Here is a 24,524-nt window from a genome sequence, read left to right as displayed (position 1 = left end):
GAACGAGAAGTTAGAAGGTGTCGTCATGATCTGAGCAGAATAACTGGAGAATGCCACGGAAACATGTCGGTAAAAAATGGAAGGCGACAAATGTTCTTATTCTCCCCTGTATAATGCAAATCATGAAGAAATCGTGTCGCGTCATACCTGAAAATCCACTCTTCTCTAATGTTTCATCAAAATACGAAATGGTCATCAGATTATAAAAAAAGAAGCACAAAAAAACCGTTAGCCAATAGGCTAACGGTTTTACTTATATATTCATATCAGGTTGAAACAGATTAAACACGCTTGGCGCCACGGCCACCGCGTTTGCCCTCTGTATTCTTCTTAAGCGAAGAGATCCGTTCTTCGCTATCTTTCAGGAAGCGTGACATTTTATCCTCAAATGAAGGTTTGCCTGCTGCGGGCTTGAAAGAACGGCCTCCACGGTCACGGTTAAATCCACCGCCACCACCACGACCTTGGCCACCACTTGGGCCGCCGCCGCTGAATCGTTCGCGATCTCCTCCACTGCGTTCCGGTCTAGGAGCTCTCGGGGGTCTGGATTGAGTTTGTTGCTCTACCGGTTTGTCAACAGCCTGTTTAATGGAAAGTCCGATCTTGCCGTCTTTGTCAACGTTAATAACCTTTACTGTGACTTGGTCATTCAGCTTCAGGTGGTCGTTGACATCTTTGACGTAATTGTCGGCGATTTCCGAGATGTGAACGAGACCCGTGACACCTCCTGACAGATCCACAAATGCTCCAAAATGCGTGATTCCTGTCACCTTGCCCTCTAACTTGGTGCCCACTTCAATTGCCATAGAATAAAATGATCCTCCCTTAAAAATATACAACCCGATTTTTGAATGCCAAAATCATGCTGTGCTACTTGTAATTATACCTTATGCCATAAACCAAGGTCAACTGAGCACTAGCTCATTATAGAGCCTATTTTTTCCGGTTTACGCTTATAAGACTCATGGAAAACAAACCATGCTCAGCAAAAGTCTGAATTCCATTAGTTTCCTGACTCCTCAACCTGAATTGGTGTTTCTTCAGGGAGGTAGTATCCTTTTTTTCGTGCCAGCTGTCCTATGTATTCAGGGTCCTTCAACCGACTGACCTCATACTTCAGCTGTTCCAGCTGTTTCTGCGTATCCTGCTGCGAAGTTTGCTGTGTGGCCAAGTAAGCACTCTTGTCCGAAATTTGCGCATTCTGTACAAGAAACGTATATCCTGCCCAGATTGCAAACACAGCTACAAATGTTAGCCACAGCATCAGACGTCTTCGTGCACCAGCAGATTTCCCCTGGTTAGCTGGGCTCTTCTTACTACCCACAGGTGTTCTACTCATTCCCCGGACGACCTCCTTGAAACCAGCGTTTCCATATCGCTGCAATTCTTGTACCCGCTTGGATCATCCACCCAGGCGTTACCCAATATCTCAGGAGCGGCCTAAACATCCAGCGGAACAACTTGCCGAAAGGGATTAAACATTGCAACACCAGCTTGCCCAGGAATAGAAGGATCGCGATGACGAAACCAAATAATACGCGAAACAATCTGTATACTCCCTTCGCTGGCACAACAATCAGGATGTTAAGGATATGTCCACACCACTGAATCAGTGTTCTCGCGAGTTTAATTAACATTACCACAAAATGCTGGGTTGTAACACTTAAAAGCCAAAAATAGAAGCAAACTCCGATAATCAGCCCTAAAAAGACATAAAACCGCAACTGTCCGTGGTTTCCGGCATACAACATCCGGAAAACGAACAGTGCGGAAGCGACCCAATACAACAGGTCCAACGTATGGATGCTCCATCTCGGAAATCGCAGCTGTCCTGACAGTACCCGGTAACTGTCATAAGCCACACCCATCACAACTCCCGACAGCAGCATCCAAGTCAGTGTGATCCACTGCGCATCCAGAATCATCGGAACATCTTGCCAAACAGGCCTTTACTATTTTTGGACTGGGAACCGGGATCAAGATACTGAAGCGAGCTAACCGTACCCTCAATAGATAAAAGACCTTCCTCCAGGCTCAGGTTTTTGATATGTAAATTGTGCCCCCGGATCGTCAGATGCCCAAGTTCGGTCTGAAGCAAGAATTCCTCACTATCAAAGCTCTCCACATTCGAAACCCCTGTTAAATCCAGCAGTTTCCGATTTTGCATGTTTAGATAGTGTTGTTTAGCTTTTCCGTGCTCAACCATGGCATGTACCCCTCCTTCTTTAGTACCTAGCTTATGGATGAGAAACCGAGATTAGAACTATCTTCTAACCGATCCTTCTTATTGCATTCAGGGTGTAACATAAAAAAACGCCCTCCCGTTACCGGGAGGGCGTTACATTCAAGTAATATGAGCTAAAATTCAAATATTGTCAGGAGTCCTGTTACCAGTCCATCCCGTTATCCTTGGCAATCGGCTCTTCCTTAACCAAGGTATAGAGGCTGCTCGCCTCATCCTTCTTGGTACTCTCAGCAAGACGCTCCACCTTCACAGTGACTAGCTTCTGACCAAACTGAACCGTCAGCTCATCGCCTACCTTTACAGCAGCGCTGGGCTTAGCTTCCCGTCCATTCACCAGAACACGCCCCTGCTCAGAAACGTCCTTGGCTACGGTGCGGCGTTTGATCAGCCGAGATACCTTCAGGAATTTATCAAGACGCATTATTTTACAGCTTCTTTAAGTTTGTTACCTGCTTTGAATGCAGGAACAGTGGACTCGGGAATCACAATCTCATTCCCTGTTTGTGGGTTACGTCCCGTACGACCAGAACGTTTGCGGGTCTCAAAAGTGCCAAAGCCGATCAATTGTACTTTGTCTCCGCTGGCAAGTGCATCTGTAATTTCTCCTAAAAAGCCGTTCAATACGGACTCGACATCTTTCTTTGTCAAACCGCTTTTGTTTGAAATGTTGTTGATCAGGTCTGTTTTGTTCATGTTAAAAGCCTCCCAAATTAAAAAAAAAGTATCTGCGAGCCTTGGCCGTTTTTAAGATAACCAAGTCGATTCTCGCACGGTTACTACACATGTATTCTGGCTTTCATGCTGAATTCCTGCCTTACCAACGACTTTTTTTAGCTTTTGCCGTTGCATGACAGAGAATCGTCTAAGTCCAGTACCCGAAATGATGTCTCTTCAAACACCAGACTCAATATAATGTTGAACACATGTTCGTATCATCATAACACACTGTCCAGCCTGATGGAATAAGGTGTTTGGGTATTTTTTTATCTTGTTAAAATCAGAGTCCGGCCTTCTTTGCCATCTGCCAAAATTGCTCCATCTCGTCTACTGTACTGTCCGCAGGTGTTTTGCCCTGTTCACGCAACCGATCCTCGATATACTGGAACCTGGCAACAAACTTGCGGTTCGTGGCGGCAAGAGCCTCTTCCGGATCTGTATCAATAAAGCGTGCCACATTCGCCGTGGCAAATAAAACGTCACCGAGCTCAAGCTTGCGTGCTTCTGCATCATGCCCTTGATGCACCGCTTCTCTGAGTTCAGCCAGTTCTTCTTCGATCTTGGCAAAAACGCCCTCCACATCATCCCAGTCGAAGCCAACTTTGGCTGCTTTCTTCTGAAGCTTATATCCTTTCATAAGGGCAGGCAGATCAGGCGGTATACCGTCCAGTACGGAACTATTTTGTACATCTTGGCCTTTACGTTTTTTCTCCTCTGCTTTCATCTGTTCCCAGTTTTGCAGGGCTTCATTCGCGTCTTCCGCTTGATTATCGCCAAATACGTGCGGATGACGGAAAATCAACTTGTCATTCAGTCCTTCTATAACGTCGTATACGTTGAATGTGCCGACCTCTTCCTCCATCTGAGAATGCAGCATAATTTGCAACAGCAGATCACCCAGTTCTTCTTTCATATGATCCGGGTCATCCTCATCAATGGTTTCAATCACTTCGTATGTCTCTTCAATCAGGTTTTTACGAATCGACTGATGTGTTTGCTCCTGATCCCATGGGCATCCACCCGGACTGCGAAGAATGTTTACAATCTCATGCAATCGCGCGAAAGAACGGCGGCGTAGTGCATCATCTGTATTTTTCGGCACATAGATCAGCGACAGGTTACCATAACCGGGGGTGCGATCCAACTCATGCAGTGGTACTTTATGGATGACTTCCTGACCCTGTACGCCAAGTGCGTGACCCACAAACACTGGATAATCATCCGGGTATACCTCCATTAGACATAGCTTCACATCAGATGCAGTAAAACCGTCATAGACTTGTCCAATCAACGTATGTAGCTGAGGTTGTATCAGTTCGGGACTCAGGCTGCTAGCATCGAGCAGTTGAAAGCCTTCAATAGGATCAAATCCAAGCCGAATAAAGGCTTCATCCAGGAAACTCTCTCCCCCCATAATACGTAACGAAATGCCCTGCTGCGGACAACGTTCTTTCAAAAATCGTACACTGGCTTCGGCTACCATTGGATGGCCTGGTACAGCATAGACAATCTCGGTGCCTGCATCGCCGCTGCGAGCCGCGTCGATTAATTGGTTCGCAATCTCATCGTAAACCTCCGGGAAGGAAGATTTGGACTCATAGATGGCATCAAACGATGTCATCTCTAGCCCTTCCTGCTGTAAATCATTCAACACTGGATGATCCAGTGTGCGTACATACAGCGTAGCTGCATGTTTCATTTTTTTAATAATACCTAACGTCAGTTGGTCTGCATCTCCAGATCCTAGACCTACCACTGTTAAAGCTGCACTCATTGCGCTTAAACCTCCATCCGAACCATCCTGTCCTTTGCGGGCTACTTATAGAACATATGGCATATCAGCGCCCATAAGCCTCTCTCTTCTCAAATGAACAGGATGGCGCTCAATAATTAAACGTATTATACCAGAATCTGTCGATATCCTATAATTGCATCTGCAATGACATCTGCGTGTTTCTTACTGTTCGTATTTTGTGGCGCTCCATTCACTTATGCGAACGATAATAATGCGCTACGGAATTGCTCACAGGCAGAGCGATAGCATAAGAGGTGTAGCGTGCAGCTAAACACCATAGTAGCTATGATTTGGCTAGTGCAGTACACGCAGCCTGCGCAGCAACTTCGCCATACGCGGCCCCAGCTTCGGCATGGCCGCCAGCTCTGCGGCGGTCAGCAGCCCTGTCCGGGCCGCGCCGAGCACAAACACGGCTGCGCCTGCGGCAATGCCCAGCAGGCTCATGCCCATCGCAGCCAGCCGATGCGTGGCTGCGATGCCCAAGCCGCCGAGCACTGCTTCGGCGGCCCAGGCCATGCCTAGCGCCGCCAGACTCATGGCGGCGATCACCAGCGCCGGCTTCGCCAAGACGGCGCCAGGGGCAGGGCGCATGGCGGTGAGCCGCGCCAGCAGCGCCACATTCAGGCCAGCCGCCAGCATGTAGGCGGCTGCGCCCGCAAGCGCCGCGCCGCTGATGCCCAGCGCTGGCACAAGCATGACGTTCAGCAGCACCTTGACGCCTGCGGCGGCCAGCATGCTGAACGCGGGAGCACGCACGGCGCCGAGGCCTTGCAGCAGCGCCGCCGCGATGATGCTGACGGTGCTGCCTGCTGCCGTCAGCGCCATATACCGCAATGCTTCGGTGCCTGCGGCATCCCCGTACAGCATGCGGTTAATCGGATCTGCCAGCACCGCAAGTCCTGCGGAAGCTGCCAGACCGATCAGCCAGAACCAGCGCAGTGCCATGCCTGCTTGCTGTCTAACGGCTTCTGGCCCGCCCTTGAGACGCGCTTCGGCCATTGCCGGAATAAACAGCACCGAGAGTGACGTGGCAAGCATCGTCACCAGTTGCACCAGCGGCAATCCGCGGTTGTAGATGCCGAACGATACCATCGTTTGCACGTCATCTAGCCCTTCACCGCGTAGCAGACGCGGAACGGTAAAGGTGTCCACCAGATTCATCAGGGGCACTGCCAGTGATCCGAGACAAACCGGAATGGCATAAATAAGCAAAGTACGTATCCATTCGGCATTTGAGCGCCTGATCTCCCGAGCTTGACCGCTTTCTCCCACTACTGTAACGTCATGGTCCACTACTCCGGGTTTTGAGCATTCTCGGGAAGCATTTGCGGACAGTTTAGTCTGACTAATTTCCCTCGGGCACTCTGACTCCGCATAAAATGCATCTCCCTCTACCATCTTACCTTGGATATCCCGATCTGCTCCTGAATCCAAAGACTCTTCACATACTGCCTCGCCTTTTTTCTTGCGATCTTCTGCGAACATCGTCTCCCCATCTGTGAAACGCACTGCCTGCTCTTTCCGCCGATGCCTGTATATGAATCCCAACATGACGATGAGCCCCGCACATCCTCCTGCTACAGAGCCTAACATTGCCCCTGAAGCAACCGTTTCAATCGAAGCATCCTCGCGGATCAGCCACAGTAACACCACAATCATGACCGTGACCCGCACCGTCTGTTCAACTACCTGAGACACAGCTGTTGGCACCATCTGCTGCATCCCCTGAAAGTATCCACGTAAACCCGTCATTAGTGGAACACATAACAAGGCTAAGGATGCTGCACGAATGGAAGGAACCACATGCTGATTCCCGATTAGACTTGCAATCCACGATGCACTTCCATACATCACCACCGCGGTAATTATGCCTAATCCGCCGAGCAACATCGAAGATAATCGGTTAATTCTTCGGCTCTCGTCTGGTCTGCCGAGGGCATTCTGTTCGGCTACGAATTTGGATACAGCCAAGGGCAATCCAGCCGCAGCCAGCGTAATAATGAGCATATATAACGGATAGACCGTATTGTAGATACCAAAGACACCGTCTCCCCCTAGATTTTGAAGAGGAATCTTTTGAAAAGCACCAATAATTTTGGAGATAATGGCGGCAAGCCCAAGGATAAAAGCTCCCTGTAGCAGCCTCGTGCCTGAAGATGGCTGTTTCATCAATTTCCCCGTTCCTTCCATGTGTATTCTGGCATTCAAACGAAGCGTAAGACTCCCTTTGCTATTATACCTGCCAGAAGGTACACACGAACATCCTTTGATCAACAACCTGTGATCAGATCAAAACCTCTTCCTATATACCCCACCCAATGTAAGTTGGACTGTTTTTTACACGTTAACGGAGAGGACAGAAAAAACCTGAAAAGCGAAGCGGTGGCCTAAAAGCTTTCTGCAAGAAAGCTACATCGGAAGCATACGCTTATCACCGGATTTTACCCATTGGAAAAGGGAATCCAAAAAATCTGGGGATAACCGCTACTCTCCAGGTTATTCTGTCATCGGAGTACCTGTGTAAACACCTGTAGTTCAACTTATATGTAAAAAGCAAAAACTCCCGTATGCCCGGTTCAGGCTCACAGGAGTCCATCTGCTGTTTATTGTTCCATCTGCTTGCCAAGGAAACCTGCCGCCGTCTCAGCCATTTTGGTTTCCATCTGAGACATCTTCACGGATTCATCCTTGTTGAACATAATAACGGTTCCGATGGGATCACCACCAGAGATAATTGGCGCAATAACAAAAGAGGATAACGTCTCGTCATGATCTTTGCTAAGCTCATAAGTGCCGCTTGTTGCTTCCATGATCGTTTTGCGATTCTCCATGCAACTTTCGACAAGGCTTCCTACCTGTTTATCCAAATACTCCTTCTTGGAACCGCCGGCCACCGTGATAATGGTATCCCGGTCAGAAATCATCGTTACATGACCTGTACTCTCATACAGGGATTCAGCATATTCTTTGGCAAAATCACCAAGCTCGCCAATCGGCGAATATTTTTTAAGGATAACTTCCCCGTCGCGATCCACAAAAATTTCAAGCGGGTCCCCTTCACGAATACGTAACGTACGACGGATTTCTTTTGGAATGACCACACGACCCAGGTCATCTATACGGCGGACAATACCAGTAGCTTTCATTTACATGTTGCCCCACTTTCTCGAGAAGATTTTTCAACTACTGTTCCTTAATGGGTAGAGGAAAGTCCCAGAACGTTTAGTGTGATTTCTTGACCATAGTATTCATCTGTTCCCATATCCTTATACATGCTTTGCCGAATATCGTGAATTTACTTTTTTATATAATGATAAAAATGGAATCTCTACTCGTTTTACACTCCATATAAACAAAAAAACAAAGCAGGAGAATGAACCGTCGTTCTCTCCTTGCTTTGTTATAGGTTGTCCATATTACGGTGAGTATAACCCGTCTCAGTGAGCTTCTTAGGCTTCTCTGAAATGCAGGTCAGGATCACTGTAAATGAAATTATTTACTGCTTGTACCTTCTTCGGTTTTTGCATCTTTGTCCGTTCCTGTTGTACCTTGATCCGTTTTGGCATCCGTACCTTTGGAATCCGTTTTGGATTCATCTGTTTTCGTACCTTCCGTACCTGTTCCCGTCGTACCTCCTGTTGTACCTTCTTCTTTCTTCTCGGTCTTAGGAAGCTTCACTTCTTTAACGATTTTATCCAGCTCTTTTTGCATAAACGTATCGATTTCTGCAGCAGCCAGCTGACTTTTCAGTGTGTCTTTCTGCTCCGCTGTCAACTTGGAGAAATCTGCTTCTGTGCGAGCTTCCACTTTCATAACGTGGTAACCGTACTCTGTTTCAACAGGATCACTGATTTTGTTCAATGGCAGTGTTTTCGCAGCTTCTTTGAAAGCTTCTACCCAAGTTGAAACAGGTGTATCTTTATACAATCCACCATCGGGTACAGAGGCACTGTCATCCGAATATTTTTTCACTATTTCAGCAAAATCAGTTCCGCCTTCAAGTTTCGCTTTTACTTCTTTCGCTAACTTTAATGCATCTTCTTTCTTACGTTCTTTCTGCGTTTTTGAATCCGTGAATCCGATCAATACGTGACGTACAGAAGCCGTTGTGAACTGATCTTTGTTTTTCTCAAACTCTGCCTTGATCGCATCTTCGGTTACGCCTGTTTCTTTATCTTTGATTACCGTCATGATCCGGGTCATGTAATCTTTGATATTCTGGTCTGTCAAATTTTGATTCTTCAACATTTCAGTCCATTGCTCTGCCTTAACGGAAGCCTTCATTTTGTCGAATTGTTCGGATGCTGTTTTGGCTCCAGCCGTTTTGGCTTCTTCACTTGCTTTGCCACTCAAATATTCATAAGCAATCTCTTGCTTCACCAAGTATTCCTTAAAATCATCCATATCCATCATTTGTGCATACTCCGGATAGAGGAATTTCATAACACGTTGTTCCATGTCAAATTCATTCGCAGTAATTGTGCCACCATCATAAGTAGCTACCACAGCGCTCTTATCTGTCGATTCCGGTGCTTTTGCTTCTTCCTTCTTGCCACATGCAGCAAGCAAGGACAGGGACAGTACTGCTACCATACCTACGGACAGCACTTTTCCCACTTTTTTATACTTTGCTAACATCTTTTAGTTCCCCCTTTGATTTAAAAGCAGTCTTCATGGACTCCAGAAACTTTTCTACCAGCTCCATCAGTTGCTTATCCCCAAGCCCCTTGCCTTTGACATGAATCAGCATATGGGGTCCTTGTTCAAATTGTACACGTCTTTCGAACTGATTTCCAATGTGTGCGATTTTTGACAACTCGAAGGCATGTTCACGCCCTTCATAAAACTTGACTGTAAGATCATCACCACGCTGCGTGATAGACTCAATGCCATAGATTCTGCCATACACTTTGAGACGGGCCACCGCCATCAAATTGATTACAGCCTCTGGCAGATCACCGAATCGGTCAACCAATTCGTCTTCAAGTTCCATCGCGTCATCAAAGGAAGCAATAACAGCCACCTTTTTATAGATCTCAATCTTCTGAATACTGTCATAAATATAATCAGATGGCAAGTAGGCATCAATACTGAGGTCGAGCGTTGTATTCCACTGATCGGAAGGAACCGGCTCTTCACCAAGCATGGTGACTTTGCGTTTGTTAATCTCTTCCGCCAGCATTTGTGAGTACAGATCGAACCCGACGGAGGCGATAAAGCCATGTTGCTCCGCTCCAAGCAGGTTACCAGCTCCACGGATGGACAAGTCGCGCATTGCAATTTTGAAGCCTGAACCAAGCTCTGTGAATTCCTTGATCGATTGCAGACGCTTCTCGGCAACTTCGGTAAGCACTTTGTCCCGTTGGTATGTGAAATACGCATAGGCAATCCGGTTAGACCGTCCTACCCGCCCGCGCAACTGATACAGTTGGGAGAGTCCCATTTTGTCTGCATCATGCACAATTAGTGTATTTACATTCGGAATGTCCACACCTGTTTCAATGATACTCGTGCTCACCAGTACATCATACTCTCCGTCCAGGAAGTCGAGAATCGTCTTCTCCAGCTCGGTTTCCGTCATCTGACCATGTCCAACACCCACTTTGGCTTCTGGTACCAGATCCGAGATTTCGGCAGCCATTTCCTGAATGCCTTGCACCCGGTTATAGAGATAGTACACCTGACCACCACGGGCCAGCTCACGCTCAATCGCTTCACGAACAAGCGCCTGACTATGCTCTACCACATAGGTCTGAACCGGAAAACGGTTCTCCGGCGGTGTCTCAATAACGGACAAGTCGCGCACACCCAACATGGACATGTGTAAAGTACGCGGAATCGGGGTTGCCGTGAGGGTCAATACGTCCACATTTGTTTTAAGCTTCTTCAGCTTCTCCTTGTGTGTTACACCAAAGCGTTGCTCCTCATCGACAATAAGCAGTCCCAGATCTTTAAACACCAGATCCTGCGATAACAAGCGGTGGGTACCGATCACAATATCGACTGTACCGGCTTTGATTCCCTTGGCTGTTTCATTCTGTTCCTTGCGGGAACGGAATCGGCTGAGGACATGAATGTTAAACGGATAACCGGAGAATCGCTCACGGAACGTTTCATAATGTTGCTGGGCCAAAATCGTTGTCGGAACAAGCACAGCCACCTGTTTGCCCTCGATTGCCGCCTTGAATGCAGCCCGAATAGCCACCTCGGTCTTGCCGTATCCAACGTCTCCACACAATAAACGATCCATGGGACGGTTTTGTTCCATATCTTTTTTGATTTCTTCAATTGCGCGCACCTGATCACGTGTCTCATCGTAAGGGAACATGTCTTCGAATTCTTGCTGCTCCGCAGAGTCCTTGTCGAACCCGTAGCCTTTAGATGTTTGACGTTCTGCGTACAATTTGATCAGATCATCGGCGATATCCTGAACGGATGAACGAACTTTATTTTTAACCCGTGTCCATTCGTTACCACCCAGCTTGTATATCTTCGGCTCCTTCTCTTCGGAACCCACATACTTTTGAATAAGATCAATCTGTTCAATCGGAACAGACAATTTGTCGCCGCCTGCATACAGAATGTGCATGTAGTCTTTGTGAATACCGGCAACTTCAAGCGTACCAATTCCAAGGTATTTACCAATCCCGTGATTTTGGTGAACGACATAATCGCCCACTTTGAGTTCGCTATAGGATTTAATGCGCTCCGCATTATCAATGTTGCGAATTGGCTTGCGGGCTTTACGCTGTTTCTGCGAGAACATCTCACCTTCTGTAATGACTGCTAGGTGAATGGATGGCATCTCGAAACCAGTTTGCAAGTTACCATTCAACATCTCCGGCTCAAGAATGTCATAATCCTGTAGCACCCGGCGCATCCGATCCATCCGTTCCTCACCATTAGCTAGCATTAAGACCTGAACCCCGGCCTTCTGCCAGCGTTCCATCTCTGCCTTCAGCACGTTCATCTGTCCGTGGAAATCTTGCATGCCCCGGCTTATAAAATTCAGAATATTCTGTGGCTGGGTATGCGGAACCTGCCGCAAAAAGATTGACATAAAGATGGTCTGGAATGGACGCTCATAGAGCAAATCATCCCCATCTGCCGATAACGGCAGATCCGGCAGCGTTTTTCCATTTTGCATCAAGTGCAAATTCCACTCAGACTCATCCCGATCCAGCTGTTTCGCTGTCTCTGACAGCCTTGCAGGCTCATCCATAACGAGAATCGTATCTTCTGGCATATAGTCATAAATCGTTTTATTTTCAGGATAAAGCGGGGAGATGTATTTGTACATTTCCGAAAAATAGACATGCTGGCGCAACAACTCAATCTCCCGGTGCATCTCTTCCCGAAGACGCAACTTTGCTTGGCGATCCGTCATTTTCTCCAGCTGCTGCTCGAGCAATATTGCCGCCGTATCCGCTGCCTTCTCCATACGCTCCCGATCAGCGATTAATTCTTTACATGGCAAAACAGTAATTTCCTCTATCCGTTCAATGGAACGCTGATCCGCAGGGTCAAATGTACGGATGGAATCGATTTCGTCGTCAAATAACTCCACCCGATATGCAATCGATGAAGTTACTGGATAGAAGTCGATAATGCCTCCACGTACACTCATCTCTCCGCGAGATTCAACCCGCTCTACACGTTCATAGCCAAGCGTTACCATCTCAAGCAGGAACGAATCCAGTTGAAGCGTGCTTCCTTGCTTAATCTGGATATGTGCATTAGCCATAACCTCCGGCAGTGGAACATAACGTCTTACGCCAGAAAAGGGAATGACAACAATACCCCTGAATCCCTGGGCGCAGCGAACCAAAACTTCAATCCGTTGAGCGAGTGTCTCTGGACTAGATACAGCCGCTTCAGCAGCTACAAGTTCATTCGCGGGATAGATCAAAACCCGATCTGGTGAAAGCGCTTCCTGTAAATCTTCCGCTATTTTTTGTGCAGCAAACATATTATGTGTCACGACGAGCAATGGTCGATCCATCTCTTGGTGCAGCGCAGCCAGCATAATCTGACGAGCCGAACCGGATAGGCCCGAAACCAATTGCTCCTTCATGCCGGAATTGACCCCGGCTGTAATGGACGCAAAGTCCGGATCTTTGGAAAAAGCCTGTATGAGTGCTTGTAACAAAAGGGGCACCTCTCTTATAACTTTCTTGATTATTGATTATTGCACATAGATGTGCAGCATCTTCGGTCATTGTAATTTTTAAAATTGGATACTTATTCCTTTTTCTCCTGTTTCATCATAAAGGATTACTCCAAACATTTCCACATCTGTTCCTGTAGGGACCACTCCGGATTCAATTACAAGGCTTGAATACCTATAATTCCGTCCCAACTGAAAAGAAGCCTCAGCAGGCTGCCAAGGCTATAAAAAGGCGAACCGCTTTAACCGCGGCCAGTCTCTCTGTCATTTTTCAACGTTCATTCATATCTTCAATACAATCGATGCAGGCTAATACTACTGAAGCGGATTCGCAAGCAGACTCAGCTCGGGATTATGTTCCAGGGCTTCCTTGCAGTAATCACATGTAATCCGGACAGTAATGTCACCACCGGAATTATACGCTATTATATCCCTCCGCTCGTCGGGGGTCAAGAAATGAAAACCGAGCTGCGCTTCTGTGATTTTAGACGAATCAATCTGGCCAATAAAGGTACGGCAATGCCGACATACATAATTCACTGACATAATTATGCCTCCTGAACATGGTTTATACATCCAGTATGCCCAGGTTGTCTGATTCGAAGTCGGTCACTTCAATCTTTTTTCCAGTGTTACTAGCCTTGTTACTGTAGTGTCTCAGCCGTTGAATTTGGCCATCGTTTGCTCGAACGTATTCGTCAAACTATATTCTAGCGCATCGCACGTTTGCTCAATCGTCTGCTCCAGCGCTTCTTTTTCCTTTTTCATGAACGTAGACAGTACATAGTCGACGATGGCATGTCCCGGATCAGGTCTTGATATCCCCATACGAACCCGGTTAAACTGCTGTGTACCTGTGTGCTGAATAATGGATTTGATTCCATTATGTCCACCGGCACTGCCTTGATAACGCAATCGCACCTTGCCGATCTCTGTATCCATATCGTCGTATACAACGATGAGGTCTTCCAGATTCACTTTATAAAAATCCATGTATGCTCGTACCGATTCCCCCGAAAGGTTCATATAGGTCATCGGTTTGATTAGCACCGTTTTGACGCCGCCAATGTTGCCTTCTCCGATCAGTGCTTTACACTTGTTCTGTGTAATCGAAATGTTATGGCGACTTGCCAATCGATCGAGTGCCATAAAACCGATATTATGCCGGGTTTTGGCATAGTTTGAGCCGGGATTTCCAAGTCCGACAATCCACTTCATCTTGTTCCCTCCTTCAAGCATCCATTCGGTGAGGCATAGACTTCGAATGTTATATTTCATATAATATCAGGAAAGTACGTATCGAACATTTATCCACCCAGGAAGGTGAGCGGGTTTTGCGCGAAGATAACGGACAACTGACTCAACATAGTGACTTTATTTATCATCTGGAACACCACGTGCCTGTACAGGTGTACGACCGTGACACCCATATCGAGATTGGAGTGATTACCCGTTTCGATAGTCAATTTGTCGAAATTGCCGATACACTCTTTCACAGACGACGCTTCCGCTTTATTTCCCGCCCGGGATATTAATGCGCCAGCGCGCTTTTTTACCGCACATTAAAAACGGCACGCCGACAGGGGTTACATTTTCCGTTTAACCGGAAGACGTAACCCCTCTACTACTTTATGCAGACATCCTATTCAATTTCAAACAGCTTGCTGATTGACAATTCCTCATGAACCCGGATGATCGCTTCTCCAAGCAATGGTGCTACTGAGAGCACTTTAAGCTTGCTTGTTGGATTTGCATGTGTAATTGGAATGGTATCCGTCACAATGACTTCCTTCAGCGGTGCGTTTTCCAAACGTTCCATCGCAGGGCCAGACAATACCGGGTGAGTACAGCATGCATATACTTCCTTCACGCCGCCTTCCATCAGAGCATTCGCTCCCAGTACAATTGTTCCGGCAGTATCAATGATGTCATCAATCAGAATCGCTGTTTTGCCTTCGATATTACCGATAATATTCATAACTTCGCTGACGTTCGGCTCAGGACGACGTTTGTCGATGATCGCAAGCGGTGCATTCAGGAAGTCAGCCAGTTTACGCGCACGAACCACACCACCGTGGTCAGGTGACACCACAACCGGGTTTTCAATCTGTTTCGAGCGGAAATATTGAGCCAGAATCGGTACGCCCAGCAGATGATCGACTGGAATGTCGAAGAATCCCTGAATCTGCATCGCATGCAAATCCATGGCGATTACACGTGTTGCGCCTGCTTTTTCAATCAGGTTGGCAACAAGCTTGGCCGTAATCGGGTCACGTGAACGCGCTTTGCGATCTTGGCGAGCATAGCCGTAATACGGAATAACAACGTTAATTGTTTTGGCCGATGCACGTTTCAATGCATCAATCATGACCAGCATTTCCATCAGATTGTCATTAACCGGCAAGCAAGTTGACTGCACGATATATACGTGGCAACCACGAACACTCTCGGAGAGTTTCACTTGAATCTCGCCATCACTAAAGCTGGTTGTATGAGATTCACCCATAGGAATCCCGATATAATCAGCAATTTGATGAGCAAGCTTGGGGTTAGAATTGCAAGTAAATATTTTTAATTTCGAGTCAAAATAAGTCATAAAATAAAAACCCTCCGTGCTGGTTCATTGGAATCTATAAGCGTCTGCGACATGTCGGCACCTCCCTGGTAGCGGGAGGCAATTGGTTATCAAAACCCCTTATTCGGGTTTAGCGTTTTGTTTCTTAGCTTTTGCACGTCCGCGGATTTTCTCCGCATAACCTGCTTTGTTTTCCTGACGTGGACGAGCAATCGCCAGATCATTCTCAGGAACTGAATGTGTTACGGTGGAGCCTGCAACGACATAAGCGCCTTTTCCAACCGTGATCGGTGCAATCAAATTAACGTTGCTACCTACAAAAGCATCATCTTCAATGGTTGTTACAGCCTTATTATATCCATCATAATTGACCGTTATTGCCCCGCAACCAACATTTACGTTCTTACCTACCTGTGCATCCCCGATATAACTGAGATGTGACACTTTAGATCCTTCATCAATTGTAGCATTTTTCACTTCAACAAAGTCACCAATTTTTACGTTACGACCTAACTTGGTGCCAGGGCGCAGATTGGCAAAAGGACCTACGGTTGCATCAGGGCCAACTTCTGCCTTGGAAAGCACCGAATGTTTAATCGCGGCACCATCTTGGATGATACTGTCTTCAATATCTGCATGAGGACCGATATGACATGCTTCGCCAATGGAAGTAGTGCCTTTAAGAACGGTTCCCGGATACAGTACGGTATCTGATCCAATCGTAACATCTGCTCCGATATATGTCGATGAAGGATCAATAATCGTTACCCCATTCAACATATGGCGGACAGCCAGACGTTCGCGCATATATGCTTCTGCTTGTGAAAGGGCAAGTCTGTCATTAACTCCGATGGATTCCGCGATATCGTCAGACATATAAGCTTCGACGACTTCACCCTCGCTCTTGAAAATGCCAACAACGTCTGTCAGATAATACTCGCCCTGAGCGTTCTGGTTTGTTACCTTCTCCAGTGCCGCAAACAGCTTTGCATTATCAAAGCAATACGTGCCTGTATTAATTTCCTTTACGGCATCCTCTTGCGGTGTGCAATCCTTTTGTTCAACGATTCGCTGTACAGAACCATCTTCCCCGCGGATCACGCGTCCGTATCCCTTAGGATTATCGAGCTCAGCTGTAAGTACTGTAGCAGCTGCGCCGCTTTCCTCATGCAGCTTCATCAGGCCTTCCAACGTTTCGCTGGTAACGAGAGGTGTATCGCCACAGACTACAATCGTTGACCCATGTTCATTGCCGAGCAGGGATTTGACCTGTTTCACGGCATGACCTGTACCGAGCTGTTCCGCTTGAAGTGCGTACTCTGCTCTGGAACCTAAAAATGACTGCACCGCTTCGGCCCCATGTCCGACAACAACTACGCTGCGTTCAACGCCTGCGCGAAGTGCTGCATCCAGCACATGTCCGACCATCGGTTTACCGCATACGGGATGCAGTACTTTGTACAATTTGGATTTCATTCGTTTGCCCTGCCCTGCGGCTAGAACAATTGCCATGCGTTTCAAAATTAACGACCTCCTGTTCTGAAAACCCCATTGAATACCTTACACATTCATCTCCAATGAGAATCATTCAGCCGGCTTCAAGCCGGTCTTGTTCATCGCCTGCTGTCTCTTGTAATCACGCGTAACAACATAGTCACGAGTGTATCATGACCTCTTAAGTAACGCCGTGTACCTGCGAGCTTAACTGAATCCCAACGATTCCTAAGATGCCGCTCTGCTACCGAACGCAGGATGCGCTCCGGTTCTCTTTTGAATAAACTCAATACTGAATATATCTTATTCCGATCAAAAAGAAAAGAGAGCCATAAGACATGGCTCTCTTTTCCTTCGAACCCCAATAATGTTCTCAGGCACCTTCTTCAATGACTTCTTCCTCAGTAGCTGCACGATCGTACTCAGTTAATACTGCTGCCTGAATCTTCTCACGCGTACCAGAAGAGATCGGGTGGGCGATATCACGGAACTCTCCGTCAGGAGTCCGCTTGCTCGGCATTGCAACAAACATTCCGTTGTTACCATCGATGACACGAATGTCATGAACGACGAATTCGTTATCGATGGTAATGGATGCGATAGCTTTCATTCTCCCTTCCGAGTTAACGCGGCGGAGTCTGACATCCGTAATTTGCATGTGTGTGTTCACCACCTTTTTCCATCAGAACTTGGTGTATAATTCCACACAGCCTATACGAACTCCTTCTTTTCACGACCATAAAAATATCCTAATTTCAGGAATTTTTTTATTTAATACACAATTCGACAACGTTAGTGCCAGGTCGATGGAAAAGAACCTTTCCCGACATGTAATTCGTCATTATTCTACAGGTCAAAATAGTTACCCGGCGAGACAGAAATGTGTCTGCTCTTGGCATCAACCGCTGTCAGCTTCGCGAGAGATACATAATCCGTCAGCAGACGCTCCTCAGAATCTACGGAACCGGATTCCACCAACACGCCAACTCCCGCCACCGTTGCATTAAACTCCGCAAGCAGATCAATCATGCCTTGAACGGTACCCCCGGCTTTCATAAAATCATCCACGATCAGTACACGGGAATGTTCTTTCATCGCCCGGCGAGATAGGGACATGGTATGCAGACTTTTGTGCGATCCCGATACATAATTAATACTTACGGCCGATCCTTCCGTAGCCTGATGGTCCCTGCGAACGAGTACAACAGGAAGGTTAAGCTGGGCTCCAGTCGCATAGGCTAGCGGGATGCCTTTGGTTTCCACCGTCATGACTACATCAATATTCATATCGCCAAAAGCCGTTGCGAAGATTTTGCCAGCTTCATTCATCAGGGCCGGCTGTCCAAGAAGATCTGACATATACAGATACCCTCCTGGTAAAATCCGATCCGGCTGCGCAAGCTGTGTAGACAGCCGCTCAGCAAAAGCAAGAGCATGTTCTTCCGATACTTTCGGAATCCACTTCACTCCACCAGCAGCCCCTGCCAGCGTATGCAGTTCTCCCGACCCACCTTCTTCGAACACTTCCTTGATAATAGCCAGGTCTTCACTGATGGACGACTTGGCAGCACCATAACGTTCGGCAAATGTGGTGAGCGGAATCACCGTATGTGGTCTGGATAACAAGTATTGCGTCATTTCAACCAGCCTTGCGCTTCGTTTTAACTTCTTCACAGAAATCCATCCTCACGATCACGGAAACATCCAAATCCGAATAATTATTTAAAAATATACCACCTTTATACGTGTTTGTACATTATAAATAGTAAATTTACGTTAACAACCGTACAGCGTATACCTCTTTGCAGAACCCCCGAAGTCCGTTATAAATACGTGCCACTTTGGCTTCTTTGGACACAAGTCCAAATACCGTTGGCCCACTGCCAGACATCAACACTCCGTCTGCTCCAAGACGAATCATCGCTTCCTTGAGATGTTGCACTTCCGGGTACAGCTTGAGCGTCACATCCTCCAGCACATTGCCTAGCTGACGGCAGACCTCTGTAAAGGATTGACTGCGAATAGCCTGCTCCATTCGGGATGCACTTGGATGCCGAACAATCTTGTCGCTGCGGAATCGTCCATATACATCTGCTGTAGACACATTGATTGGAGGTTTAGCTAAAATAACCCAGCATTGAGGCGGGTTCGGAATCGGGGTTAACTTCTCCCCACGCCCGGTTGCCAGTGCAGTGCCGCCTGTAATACAGAACGGAACATCCGAGCCCAGTTCTGCACCCAGTTCTTGCAACTCCTGATCCGGTATATTAAGCTGCCATAGACGGTCTAGTCCACGCAACGTTGCGGCTGCATCACTGCTTCCGCCAGCAAGGCCAGCAGCAACCGGAATTTTTTTGTCCAGATGAATGTGGACCCCTGTGCGTACGTTATAACGTTCCTTAATCAGTCTTGCCGCCTGAAAAGCCAGATTCTTCTCATCCAGCGGGATATAACCGGCCTGGCTAGAGATGACAATCGTATCTCGAGGAAGTTCCGACATCTCCAGTCGATCAGCCAGATCAACCATCGTCATGATCATTTCAACTTCATGAAATCCATCACTTCTTTTATGTAGAACATCCAACATCAAATTAATTTTAGCAGGCGCTTTTTCGTAAATTTTCAAGACGTTCACCCGTCCTCACCTTTTCCCTAAGACAACTTAACATATTATATCAAAATGGGGCTGTCAAGTCATTTGTATTCCACATCTATGGGGAAAAAGCGGGGTGATTCCTGAGAATTGCCCCGCTCTCCAATCTGGATGAACCCGATTATGATTTACGCGCTGCTTGCTCAGCCATTTGAATAGCTCGTTTCACCATGTTACCGGCATCCTTGGCTTTAATACCGCCCCATCCTTCTTGTTGAACGGTATCGTAGAATCCCAAATCCTTAGCCAGTTCATACTTCAGTTCCTCCGACATGACACTTCTTCTTCTCCGACTCATGAACCATCCTCCTCCATATCTTATTCAAGACACTATGAGTCCCGGCGATTCGAGATTGTTCATCCCAAGTCTTGGTTCAACTCCCTGCCTTGACAGTGAGCCTCCCCCTGACTTGTTCACATAGTATGCCGCCTGCATTCCGTAGTCATTCCTGCATATGTATGGTTCCATGCTTGTGAGAAACTGAATATGTATTAAAACAATACAAAAAAGCGACCCACCTAATAGGTGAATCGCCTGTAAACCAATGCTTACGTCTCCATGTTGTAAGAGCTAGTCTCACTGCCCGGGTCAAAGACCATGACTTCCACAGACTCCGTAAGTATATCCGCATAGCTGTATGATACTCGCTTGAAGGTTTCTTGTTCCTCATCAAGCTTTACAATAAAAACAGAAGGGTACGTTTCTTCCAATACACCCGTACGCTCAATCGTCTTACGGCGGCCACCATTAGCCCGCAGCGTAATTTTCTGACCAATATGTGCATCGAGATTGCGTTTGATATCCAACAGCGTGTTTTTAGCCATTGTGGACGTCCACCTCTTTTCTTGTCCATTATACTGTATTTTACAGTCAATGTCAAATCAAAACTAAATATTATATCAGCACTAAAAAGTCGTTGTCAATGAATTTTTTCGCAAAACAAAAAAGCCCTTTTCAGGGCCTTTTTCGAATCGCAATGTGAATTTCACATGACTTCATTATTGTGTTGCCACAGGACTAAATCATACTGCGGATGGATTCACTTTTAGTGTAGATAAATCGTTAAGTCCCGGCACCCCTACCCGGTAACTTCCCTTCGTTTCCACACCGCCAACACCTTGGATGCCGCTAATCGTGTTATGCAGCACATCATTCATGTTTACGGTATCACGAACAGACGTGAAAGAGGCCTTAGCAGCCACGTAGACCGGATCAAGTGCATGGATGAGAATTCGCCCTGGCGAACTAGCAAAGTTCGCACCCGCACGAAGCAGTGCTTCAAAGTGAGACTGACATGCTCCTGCAATAATCGTCAGTGCATCCAAATGACGCTCGTATTGCCTTGCAACCTGAATAGCCGCGACAAAGTTTTGTGAATTTTTATAGCTACCCAGACTGTAGAGGTCATAGGGCTGGCGTGTCCTTAACACACCGTCATGACCAGTAATCACAACGATGTCTGGACGGACTTTGGGCAACAGGCGATATAACGTATCAGCCATCGCTGACTCATGTACATACTGTCCTTCTGCAGGAACACGAAGCTGTTCATACAGGTTCATGCTTTTCTTCAGATAATTCGGGTCACCGTCCAAATGCAGTACCTTGCCGGGCATTTCAAAATAGGCAGGTTCTTGCTGTGCAGTCCATTCTTGCATCAGACCTTCCCGGTTACGCTCAGCCTGCTCCATGCGGTTCTGCTGCAAGCGTGAGAGCGTCTGATGAGCTTTGATATGTGCCTGGCGTGTCTTTGCGCTCTGTGGTTCATAAGGAACCTGTATCAAATCGTTCACCGGGGAGTCTGCCAGCAACCGGAACTCGGTCCCTTTAATGACCGCAGCATCCGACTGGAGTCCTTCTACCCGGAAAGTCACATCGCCGCCGTATGACTTCCGAACGACCAAGTCTCCGATATTCATCACCATTATCACCTCTACCCCATCGTATGGGCAGAGACCCTGATTGGTTCATTGAAATTAAAGCTCGCCGCGAACCCCAGCTTCCCACATCACGGTGCTAAGGGTTGCATACTCCTGTAGACTCAATGTCTCACCACGCCGCGAAGGCTGAATGCCTGCCTGCTCTAATAGGTGATCTGCCTGTTCTCTGTTCTCCTTAGTGAAGAAGCGAGCTTTGAGATTATTGGAGATTGTTTTTCTCCGCTGGGCAAAAGAAGCCTGTACCACCTCAAAATAGTGTGCTTCGTTCGGAACCTGCACTGGGGGTTGCTCACGCACCTTCAGCTTAATTACTGCAGACTCTACATTCGGCTGTGGGATAAATACCGTAGGCGGCACCACACAGACCATTTCGGGCATACTGTAGTACTGCACGGCGATGCTCAAGCTGCCATAATCTTTGGAACCTGGTGCAGCCGCCATTCGCTCGGCTACTTCCTTCTGTATCATGACCACAATGCTATCCACTGGCAACTTTTCTTCCAAAAGCTTCATCATGATCGGAGTCGTTACATAATAGGGCAAGTTCGCTACTACGCTTACCTTATCAACGGAGGCAAAGTCCGTGGCAAATAGTTCTGCCAGATCCAGCTTGAGTACATCTCCATGGTGAACGCGCACGTTAGGGTACGGTTCCATCACTTCTCCAAGAATCGGTAACAGGCGCTGGTCAATCTCAACAGCTGTAACAGGGCCCGCTATACGCGCAAGACGCTCCGTAAGTGCTCCAATACCCGGACCAATCTCCAGCGCTCCCTTAGACTCGTCCAAGTCAGCTGCGCCTACGATTTTGTTCAATATATTTTGATCGATCAAGAAGTTCTGACCCAGACTTTTCTTGAAGGAGAATCCATGCTTTTGAATAATTTCTTTGGTACGTTTGGGTGTCGCTATTTCAATGGTTTGCTCCATATCCTTCATATGCTCACATTCCTTCACGTTCGATTTGCGCTAATGCAGCGGAGAACTCTTCTCTTGTAATCTGAAATACACTTAGCCGTTTGTGGAACTGCTTGCCGTTACAATACCCGATACCAAGCAGGTTGCCCATCTCCATACGACGTGCGGCTGCTTGCGGGTGTATGATCAATCCTGCTTCAATGAGGTCCTCCCAATCGATTAGACTCGGTGCCCCCTCATAGGACGTGTGTACGCGAGCCAGTGCATGACGAATCGCTTCCGGAGAAGCATTCTCTACCCCGATATCTCCTTTGCGCGTTGCATCCGCCTCTGGAATGAAGGCATGTTTGCAACCAGGAATCTTATTGGCAATAATTTTACGGATACGCTCTCCCGCATGATCTGGGTCTGTCAGGATAATGACACCACGTCTCTCTTGAGCAAGAGCAATTCTCTTCAGAATACGCTGATTAATCGCAGAGCCTCCGGTTTCAATCGTATCCGCTTCAACTGCCCGACGAATCGCTACCGTGTCGTCACGACCCTCCACAACAATGACTTCTTTTATCATGTTCCTTTTCTTCCTTTCTAACGCAAAAAGAAGAGGAATATCCTCTTCTCTGCCAAACGGCGGAGGAGACTGAATTCAGACCCCTCCGCCGCATATTCCGCATGAATCATTCATGCAACTATTTTATAGCATTCCCATTTCAAAGTAAAACGATTTTAGTTCGCCTCCGGCTTAACCGGACCAATCACATAGACCGTTTTGCCTTTTTTACGTCCAAAATTCAGGGCATGCTTCACACTGTCATAATAAACATCAATTTTGTTGCCTTTAATAGCGCCGCCTGTATCTTCCGCACGACGGAAGCCGAGGCCCTCAATGTATACCCACCAGCCGATTGGAATGACCTTGGGATCAACTGCAATGGTGCGCCCCTCCGTTACACGTGTACCGGAAGCTGTTTTTGTACCAATACCCGGCTCTTCCGAAGAGTAGGCTGTCATCGATACATTTTTCAAAACTTTAGAGTATTTAAAAGAGTTCCCGGAGACCGTAATCACCTTGCTGCCCGAGGCAGATGTTTTCTTCGAGTTCGTTGTTACAGCTTTTTTGGTAGTTGAAGTTTTGGCCGATACCAATTGAACCTCAGGTTCCTTCACAACCGGTTTAGCCTTCGTACCTACCGCAATCACTTTATCTACACGGTTGGTGGCGACCGTTTTACCTACCACTTTTTTGGAGACGAGTTCTCCATCTTGAAATACCTTTTCGATATGTTGCACAACTGTGCCTTCCTTGCCTTTCACTACAACACGGTTATCCCCTTGGAACAAACTAGGGTCTGCCGTTTTCACAACCTTGTAAGCAATCGGTTGTTTCACATCCACTGTATGCTTTGTTACACGCACTACACGAATCTTCATATCCGCCTTAATTGCGGTTCCGAGCGCTGGGTACACTTTATCATGATTTGCAACTTCAATACCTGATTGCTGAATTACACCCTGTACCGATGAATCGGTTGTATAAAGAGTCTTGGTGTCTCCGTCTGCCGTAATGTTAACTGGAACGGCCCGCTCAATAACGATTCGGTCTCCGTCGGTGATCGCCCCATTCATGGGCATGGATACCTTGTCGTGAGGGCTGACTGTGATTGACTGCTCCTCCAGCATTTCCTGAAGCATTCCTGTACGAGTCTCTACCACTTGAGCTTTGCCGTCAATAACCAGTGAAACCTGCTTTCCGGCCTGACCGTAAACGACTAACAAGATCATGATTGCAAGCGCAATTGAGAATATCGCGATCAGTGCCATTTGACGCAAGTTCTCATGCTTCCACCGCAACGCGAAAGACTTACTGGATGATCGTGACTCATGGGTCTCTTCTGGTTGGAATATGCCCACTTCTCCGTCCTCCTTCATAGCCTCGCCGTCTAAAGTAATGCATGATGTCTTTGACGCGACTATAACAATTTTTCTACAGAACACAGATCAGAGATAATGACCGGTTCT

General features: G+C 47.1%; 25 protein-coding genes. 1 reads left to right on the top strand and 24 read right to left on the bottom strand.

The annotated features are described in order from the left end of the window. Nucleotides 1-281: 281 nt before the first annotated feature. The 13 genes from ABIE27_RS28880 to pth form a co-directional block, all read right to left on the bottom strand. Nucleotides 282-806, bottom strand: coding sequence for a S1 domain-containing RNA-binding protein (locus ABIE27_RS28880; protein WP_056697430.1), 525 nt, complete (start codon nucleotides 804-806; stop codon nucleotides 282-284). 197 nt (nucleotides 807-1,003) lie between these two features. After that, nucleotides 1,004-1,339, bottom strand: a complete 336-nt coding sequence (locus ABIE27_RS28875; RefSeq protein WP_123067052.1) for an FtsB family cell division protein — start codon at nucleotides 1,337-1,339, stop codon at nucleotides 1,004-1,006. Beyond that, nucleotides 1,332-1,925: a spore cortex biosynthesis protein YabQ gene (gene yabQ / locus ABIE27_RS28870; RefSeq protein ID WP_123067053.1), complete on the bottom strand. Its 594-nt coding sequence runs from the start codon at nucleotides 1,923-1,925 to the stop codon at nucleotides 1,332-1,334. Before yabQ ends, ABIE27_RS28875 begins: the two co-directional genes overlap by 8 nt. Then, nucleotides 1,922-2,206 (bottom strand): sporulation protein YabP, encoded by a 285-nt coding sequence (gene yabP / locus ABIE27_RS28865; RefSeq protein WP_123067054.1) that lies wholly within the window; start codon nucleotides 2,204-2,206, stop codon nucleotides 1,922-1,924. The genes yabQ and yabP overlap by 4 nt, the downstream gene beginning before the upstream one ends. A 181-nt stretch (nucleotides 2,207-2,387) precedes the next feature. Further along, the gene (locus tag ABIE27_RS28860; protein WP_090924618.1) at nucleotides 2,388-2,666 is read right to left on the bottom strand and encodes an RNA-binding S4 domain-containing protein; all 279 of its coding nucleotides are present in this window, start codon (nucleotides 2,664-2,666) and stop codon (nucleotides 2,388-2,390) included. Further along, a complete protein-coding gene (locus tag ABIE27_RS28855; RefSeq protein ID WP_090924617.1) occupies nucleotides 2,666-2,938 on the bottom strand; it encodes an HU family DNA-binding protein in 273 nt (90 codons plus the stop codon). Before ABIE27_RS28855 ends, ABIE27_RS28860 begins: the two co-directional genes overlap by 1 nt. A gap of 304 nt (nucleotides 2,939-3,242) precedes the next feature. After that, nucleotides 3,243-4,736, bottom strand: coding sequence for a nucleoside triphosphate pyrophosphohydrolase (gene mazG, locus ABIE27_RS28850; protein WP_429352080.1), 1,494 nt, complete (start codon nucleotides 4,734-4,736; stop codon nucleotides 3,243-3,245). Between the two features lie 315 nt (nucleotides 4,737-5,051). Continuing rightward, nucleotides 5,052-6,926, bottom strand: a complete 1,875-nt coding sequence (locus tag ABIE27_RS28845) for a putative polysaccharide biosynthesis protein (RefSeq protein WP_429352086.1) — start codon at nucleotides 6,924-6,926, stop codon at nucleotides 5,052-5,054. Nucleotides 6,927-7,360: 434 nt separating this feature from the next. Further along, a complete protein-coding gene (spoVT, locus tag ABIE27_RS28840; protein WP_123067056.1) occupies nucleotides 7,361-7,903 on the bottom strand; it encodes a stage V sporulation protein T in 543 nt (180 codons plus the stop codon). 346 nt (nucleotides 7,904-8,249) lie between these two features. Continuing rightward, the gene (locus ABIE27_RS28835) at nucleotides 8,250-9,395 is read right to left on the bottom strand and encodes a peptidylprolyl isomerase (RefSeq protein WP_123067057.1); all 1,146 of its coding nucleotides are present in this window, start codon (nucleotides 9,393-9,395) and stop codon (nucleotides 8,250-8,252) included. Next, on the bottom strand, nucleotides 9,379-12,906 hold the full coding sequence (mfd, locus tag ABIE27_RS28830) for a transcription-repair coupling factor (protein ID WP_429352079.1): 3,528 nt from the start codon (nucleotides 12,904-12,906) through the stop codon (nucleotides 9,379-9,381). Before mfd ends, ABIE27_RS28835 begins: the two co-directional genes overlap by 17 nt. Before the next feature lie 333 nt (nucleotides 12,907-13,239). Further along, complete coding sequence (locus ABIE27_RS28825) at nucleotides 13,240-13,470, bottom strand: anti-sigma-F factor Fin family protein (RefSeq protein ID WP_123067059.1); 231 nt, start codon at nucleotides 13,468-13,470, stop codon at nucleotides 13,240-13,242. A 111-nt stretch (nucleotides 13,471-13,581) separates the two neighbouring features. Then, nucleotides 13,582-14,142 (bottom strand): aminoacyl-tRNA hydrolase, encoded by a 561-nt coding sequence (gene pth / locus ABIE27_RS28820; RefSeq protein ID WP_123067060.1) that lies wholly within the window; start codon nucleotides 14,140-14,142, stop codon nucleotides 13,582-13,584. A gap of 116 nt (nucleotides 14,143-14,258) precedes the next feature. On the opposite strand from pth, the gene ABIE27_RS28815 reads away from it, so the two are divergent. Continuing rightward, entirely contained in the window at nucleotides 14,259-14,459 is a 201-nt protein-coding gene (locus tag ABIE27_RS28815) for a hypothetical protein (protein WP_090924609.1), read from the top strand. A 107-nt stretch (nucleotides 14,460-14,566) separates the two neighbouring features. Here the strand turns inward: ABIE27_RS28815 and ABIE27_RS28810 are convergent, their stop codons facing one another. The 11 genes from ABIE27_RS28810 to ABIE27_RS28760 form a co-directional block, all read right to left on the bottom strand. Further along, nucleotides 14,567-15,520, bottom strand: coding sequence for a ribose-phosphate diphosphokinase (locus ABIE27_RS28810; protein ID WP_017691370.1), 954 nt, complete (start codon nucleotides 15,518-15,520; stop codon nucleotides 14,567-14,569). 99 nt (nucleotides 15,521-15,619) lie between these two features. Beyond that, the gene (gene glmU, locus ABIE27_RS28805; protein WP_429352085.1) at nucleotides 15,620-17,011 is read right to left on the bottom strand and encodes a bifunctional UDP-N-acetylglucosamine diphosphorylase/glucosamine-1-phosphate N-acetyltransferase GlmU; all 1,392 of its coding nucleotides are present in this window, start codon (nucleotides 17,009-17,011) and stop codon (nucleotides 15,620-15,622) included. Nucleotides 17,012-17,366: 355 nt separating this feature from the next. Continuing rightward, nucleotides 17,367-17,651: a septation regulator SpoVG gene (gene spoVG, locus ABIE27_RS28800; protein ID WP_017691372.1), complete on the bottom strand. Its 285-nt coding sequence runs from the start codon at nucleotides 17,649-17,651 to the stop codon at nucleotides 17,367-17,369. Between the two features lie 188 nt (nucleotides 17,652-17,839). Further along, nucleotides 17,840-18,667: a pur operon repressor gene (purR, locus tag ABIE27_RS28795; RefSeq protein WP_090924607.1), complete on the bottom strand. Its 828-nt coding sequence runs from the start codon at nucleotides 18,665-18,667 to the stop codon at nucleotides 17,840-17,842. A 97-nt stretch (nucleotides 18,668-18,764) separates the two neighbouring features. After that, on the bottom strand, nucleotides 18,765-19,619 hold the full coding sequence (gene ispE, locus ABIE27_RS28790; protein ID WP_123067081.1) for a 4-(cytidine 5'-diphospho)-2-C-methyl-D-erythritol kinase: 855 nt from the start codon (nucleotides 19,617-19,619) through the stop codon (nucleotides 18,765-18,767). A 148-nt stretch (nucleotides 19,620-19,767) separates the two neighbouring features. After that, nucleotides 19,768-19,944 (bottom strand): small, acid-soluble spore protein, alpha/beta type, encoded by a 177-nt coding sequence (locus ABIE27_RS28785; RefSeq protein WP_090924606.1) that lies wholly within the window; start codon nucleotides 19,942-19,944, stop codon nucleotides 19,768-19,770. Nucleotides 19,945-20,195: 251 nt separating this feature from the next. Next, complete coding sequence (gene veg / locus ABIE27_RS28780) at nucleotides 20,196-20,471, bottom strand: biofilm formation stimulator Veg (RefSeq protein WP_090924605.1); 276 nt, start codon at nucleotides 20,469-20,471, stop codon at nucleotides 20,196-20,198. A gap of 198 nt (nucleotides 20,472-20,669) precedes the next feature. Further along, complete coding sequence (gene yabG / locus ABIE27_RS28775) at nucleotides 20,670-21,566, bottom strand: sporulation peptidase YabG (protein WP_123067082.1); 897 nt, start codon at nucleotides 21,564-21,566, stop codon at nucleotides 20,670-20,672. A 57-nt stretch (nucleotides 21,567-21,623) separates the two neighbouring features. Then, entirely contained in the window at nucleotides 21,624-22,526 is a 903-nt protein-coding gene (gene rsmA / locus ABIE27_RS28770; protein ID WP_429352078.1) for a 16S rRNA (adenine(1518)-N(6)/adenine(1519)-N(6))-dimethyltransferase RsmA, read from the bottom strand. Between the two features lie 4 nt (nucleotides 22,527-22,530). Continuing rightward, nucleotides 22,531-23,076 (bottom strand): ribonuclease M5, encoded by a 546-nt coding sequence (rnmV, locus tag ABIE27_RS28765; protein ID WP_123067062.1) that lies wholly within the window; start codon nucleotides 23,074-23,076, stop codon nucleotides 22,531-22,533. Nucleotides 23,077-23,231: 155 nt separating this feature from the next. Next, nucleotides 23,232-24,416 (bottom strand): 3D domain-containing protein, encoded by a 1,185-nt coding sequence (locus ABIE27_RS28760; protein ID WP_123067063.1) that lies wholly within the window; start codon nucleotides 24,414-24,416, stop codon nucleotides 23,232-23,234. Between the last annotated feature and the right edge of the window lie 108 nt (nucleotides 24,417-24,524).

This window comes from Paenibacillus sp. 4624 (genome assembly GCF_050435065.1).
In the GTDB taxonomy this organism is placed as follows: Bacteria; Bacillota; Bacilli; order Paenibacillales; family Paenibacillaceae; genus Paenibacillus; species Paenibacillus amylolyticus_D.
The sequence above is the reverse complement of the archived record's forward strand: the minus strand, read 5'-3'. Positions and strand labels throughout refer to the sequence as shown.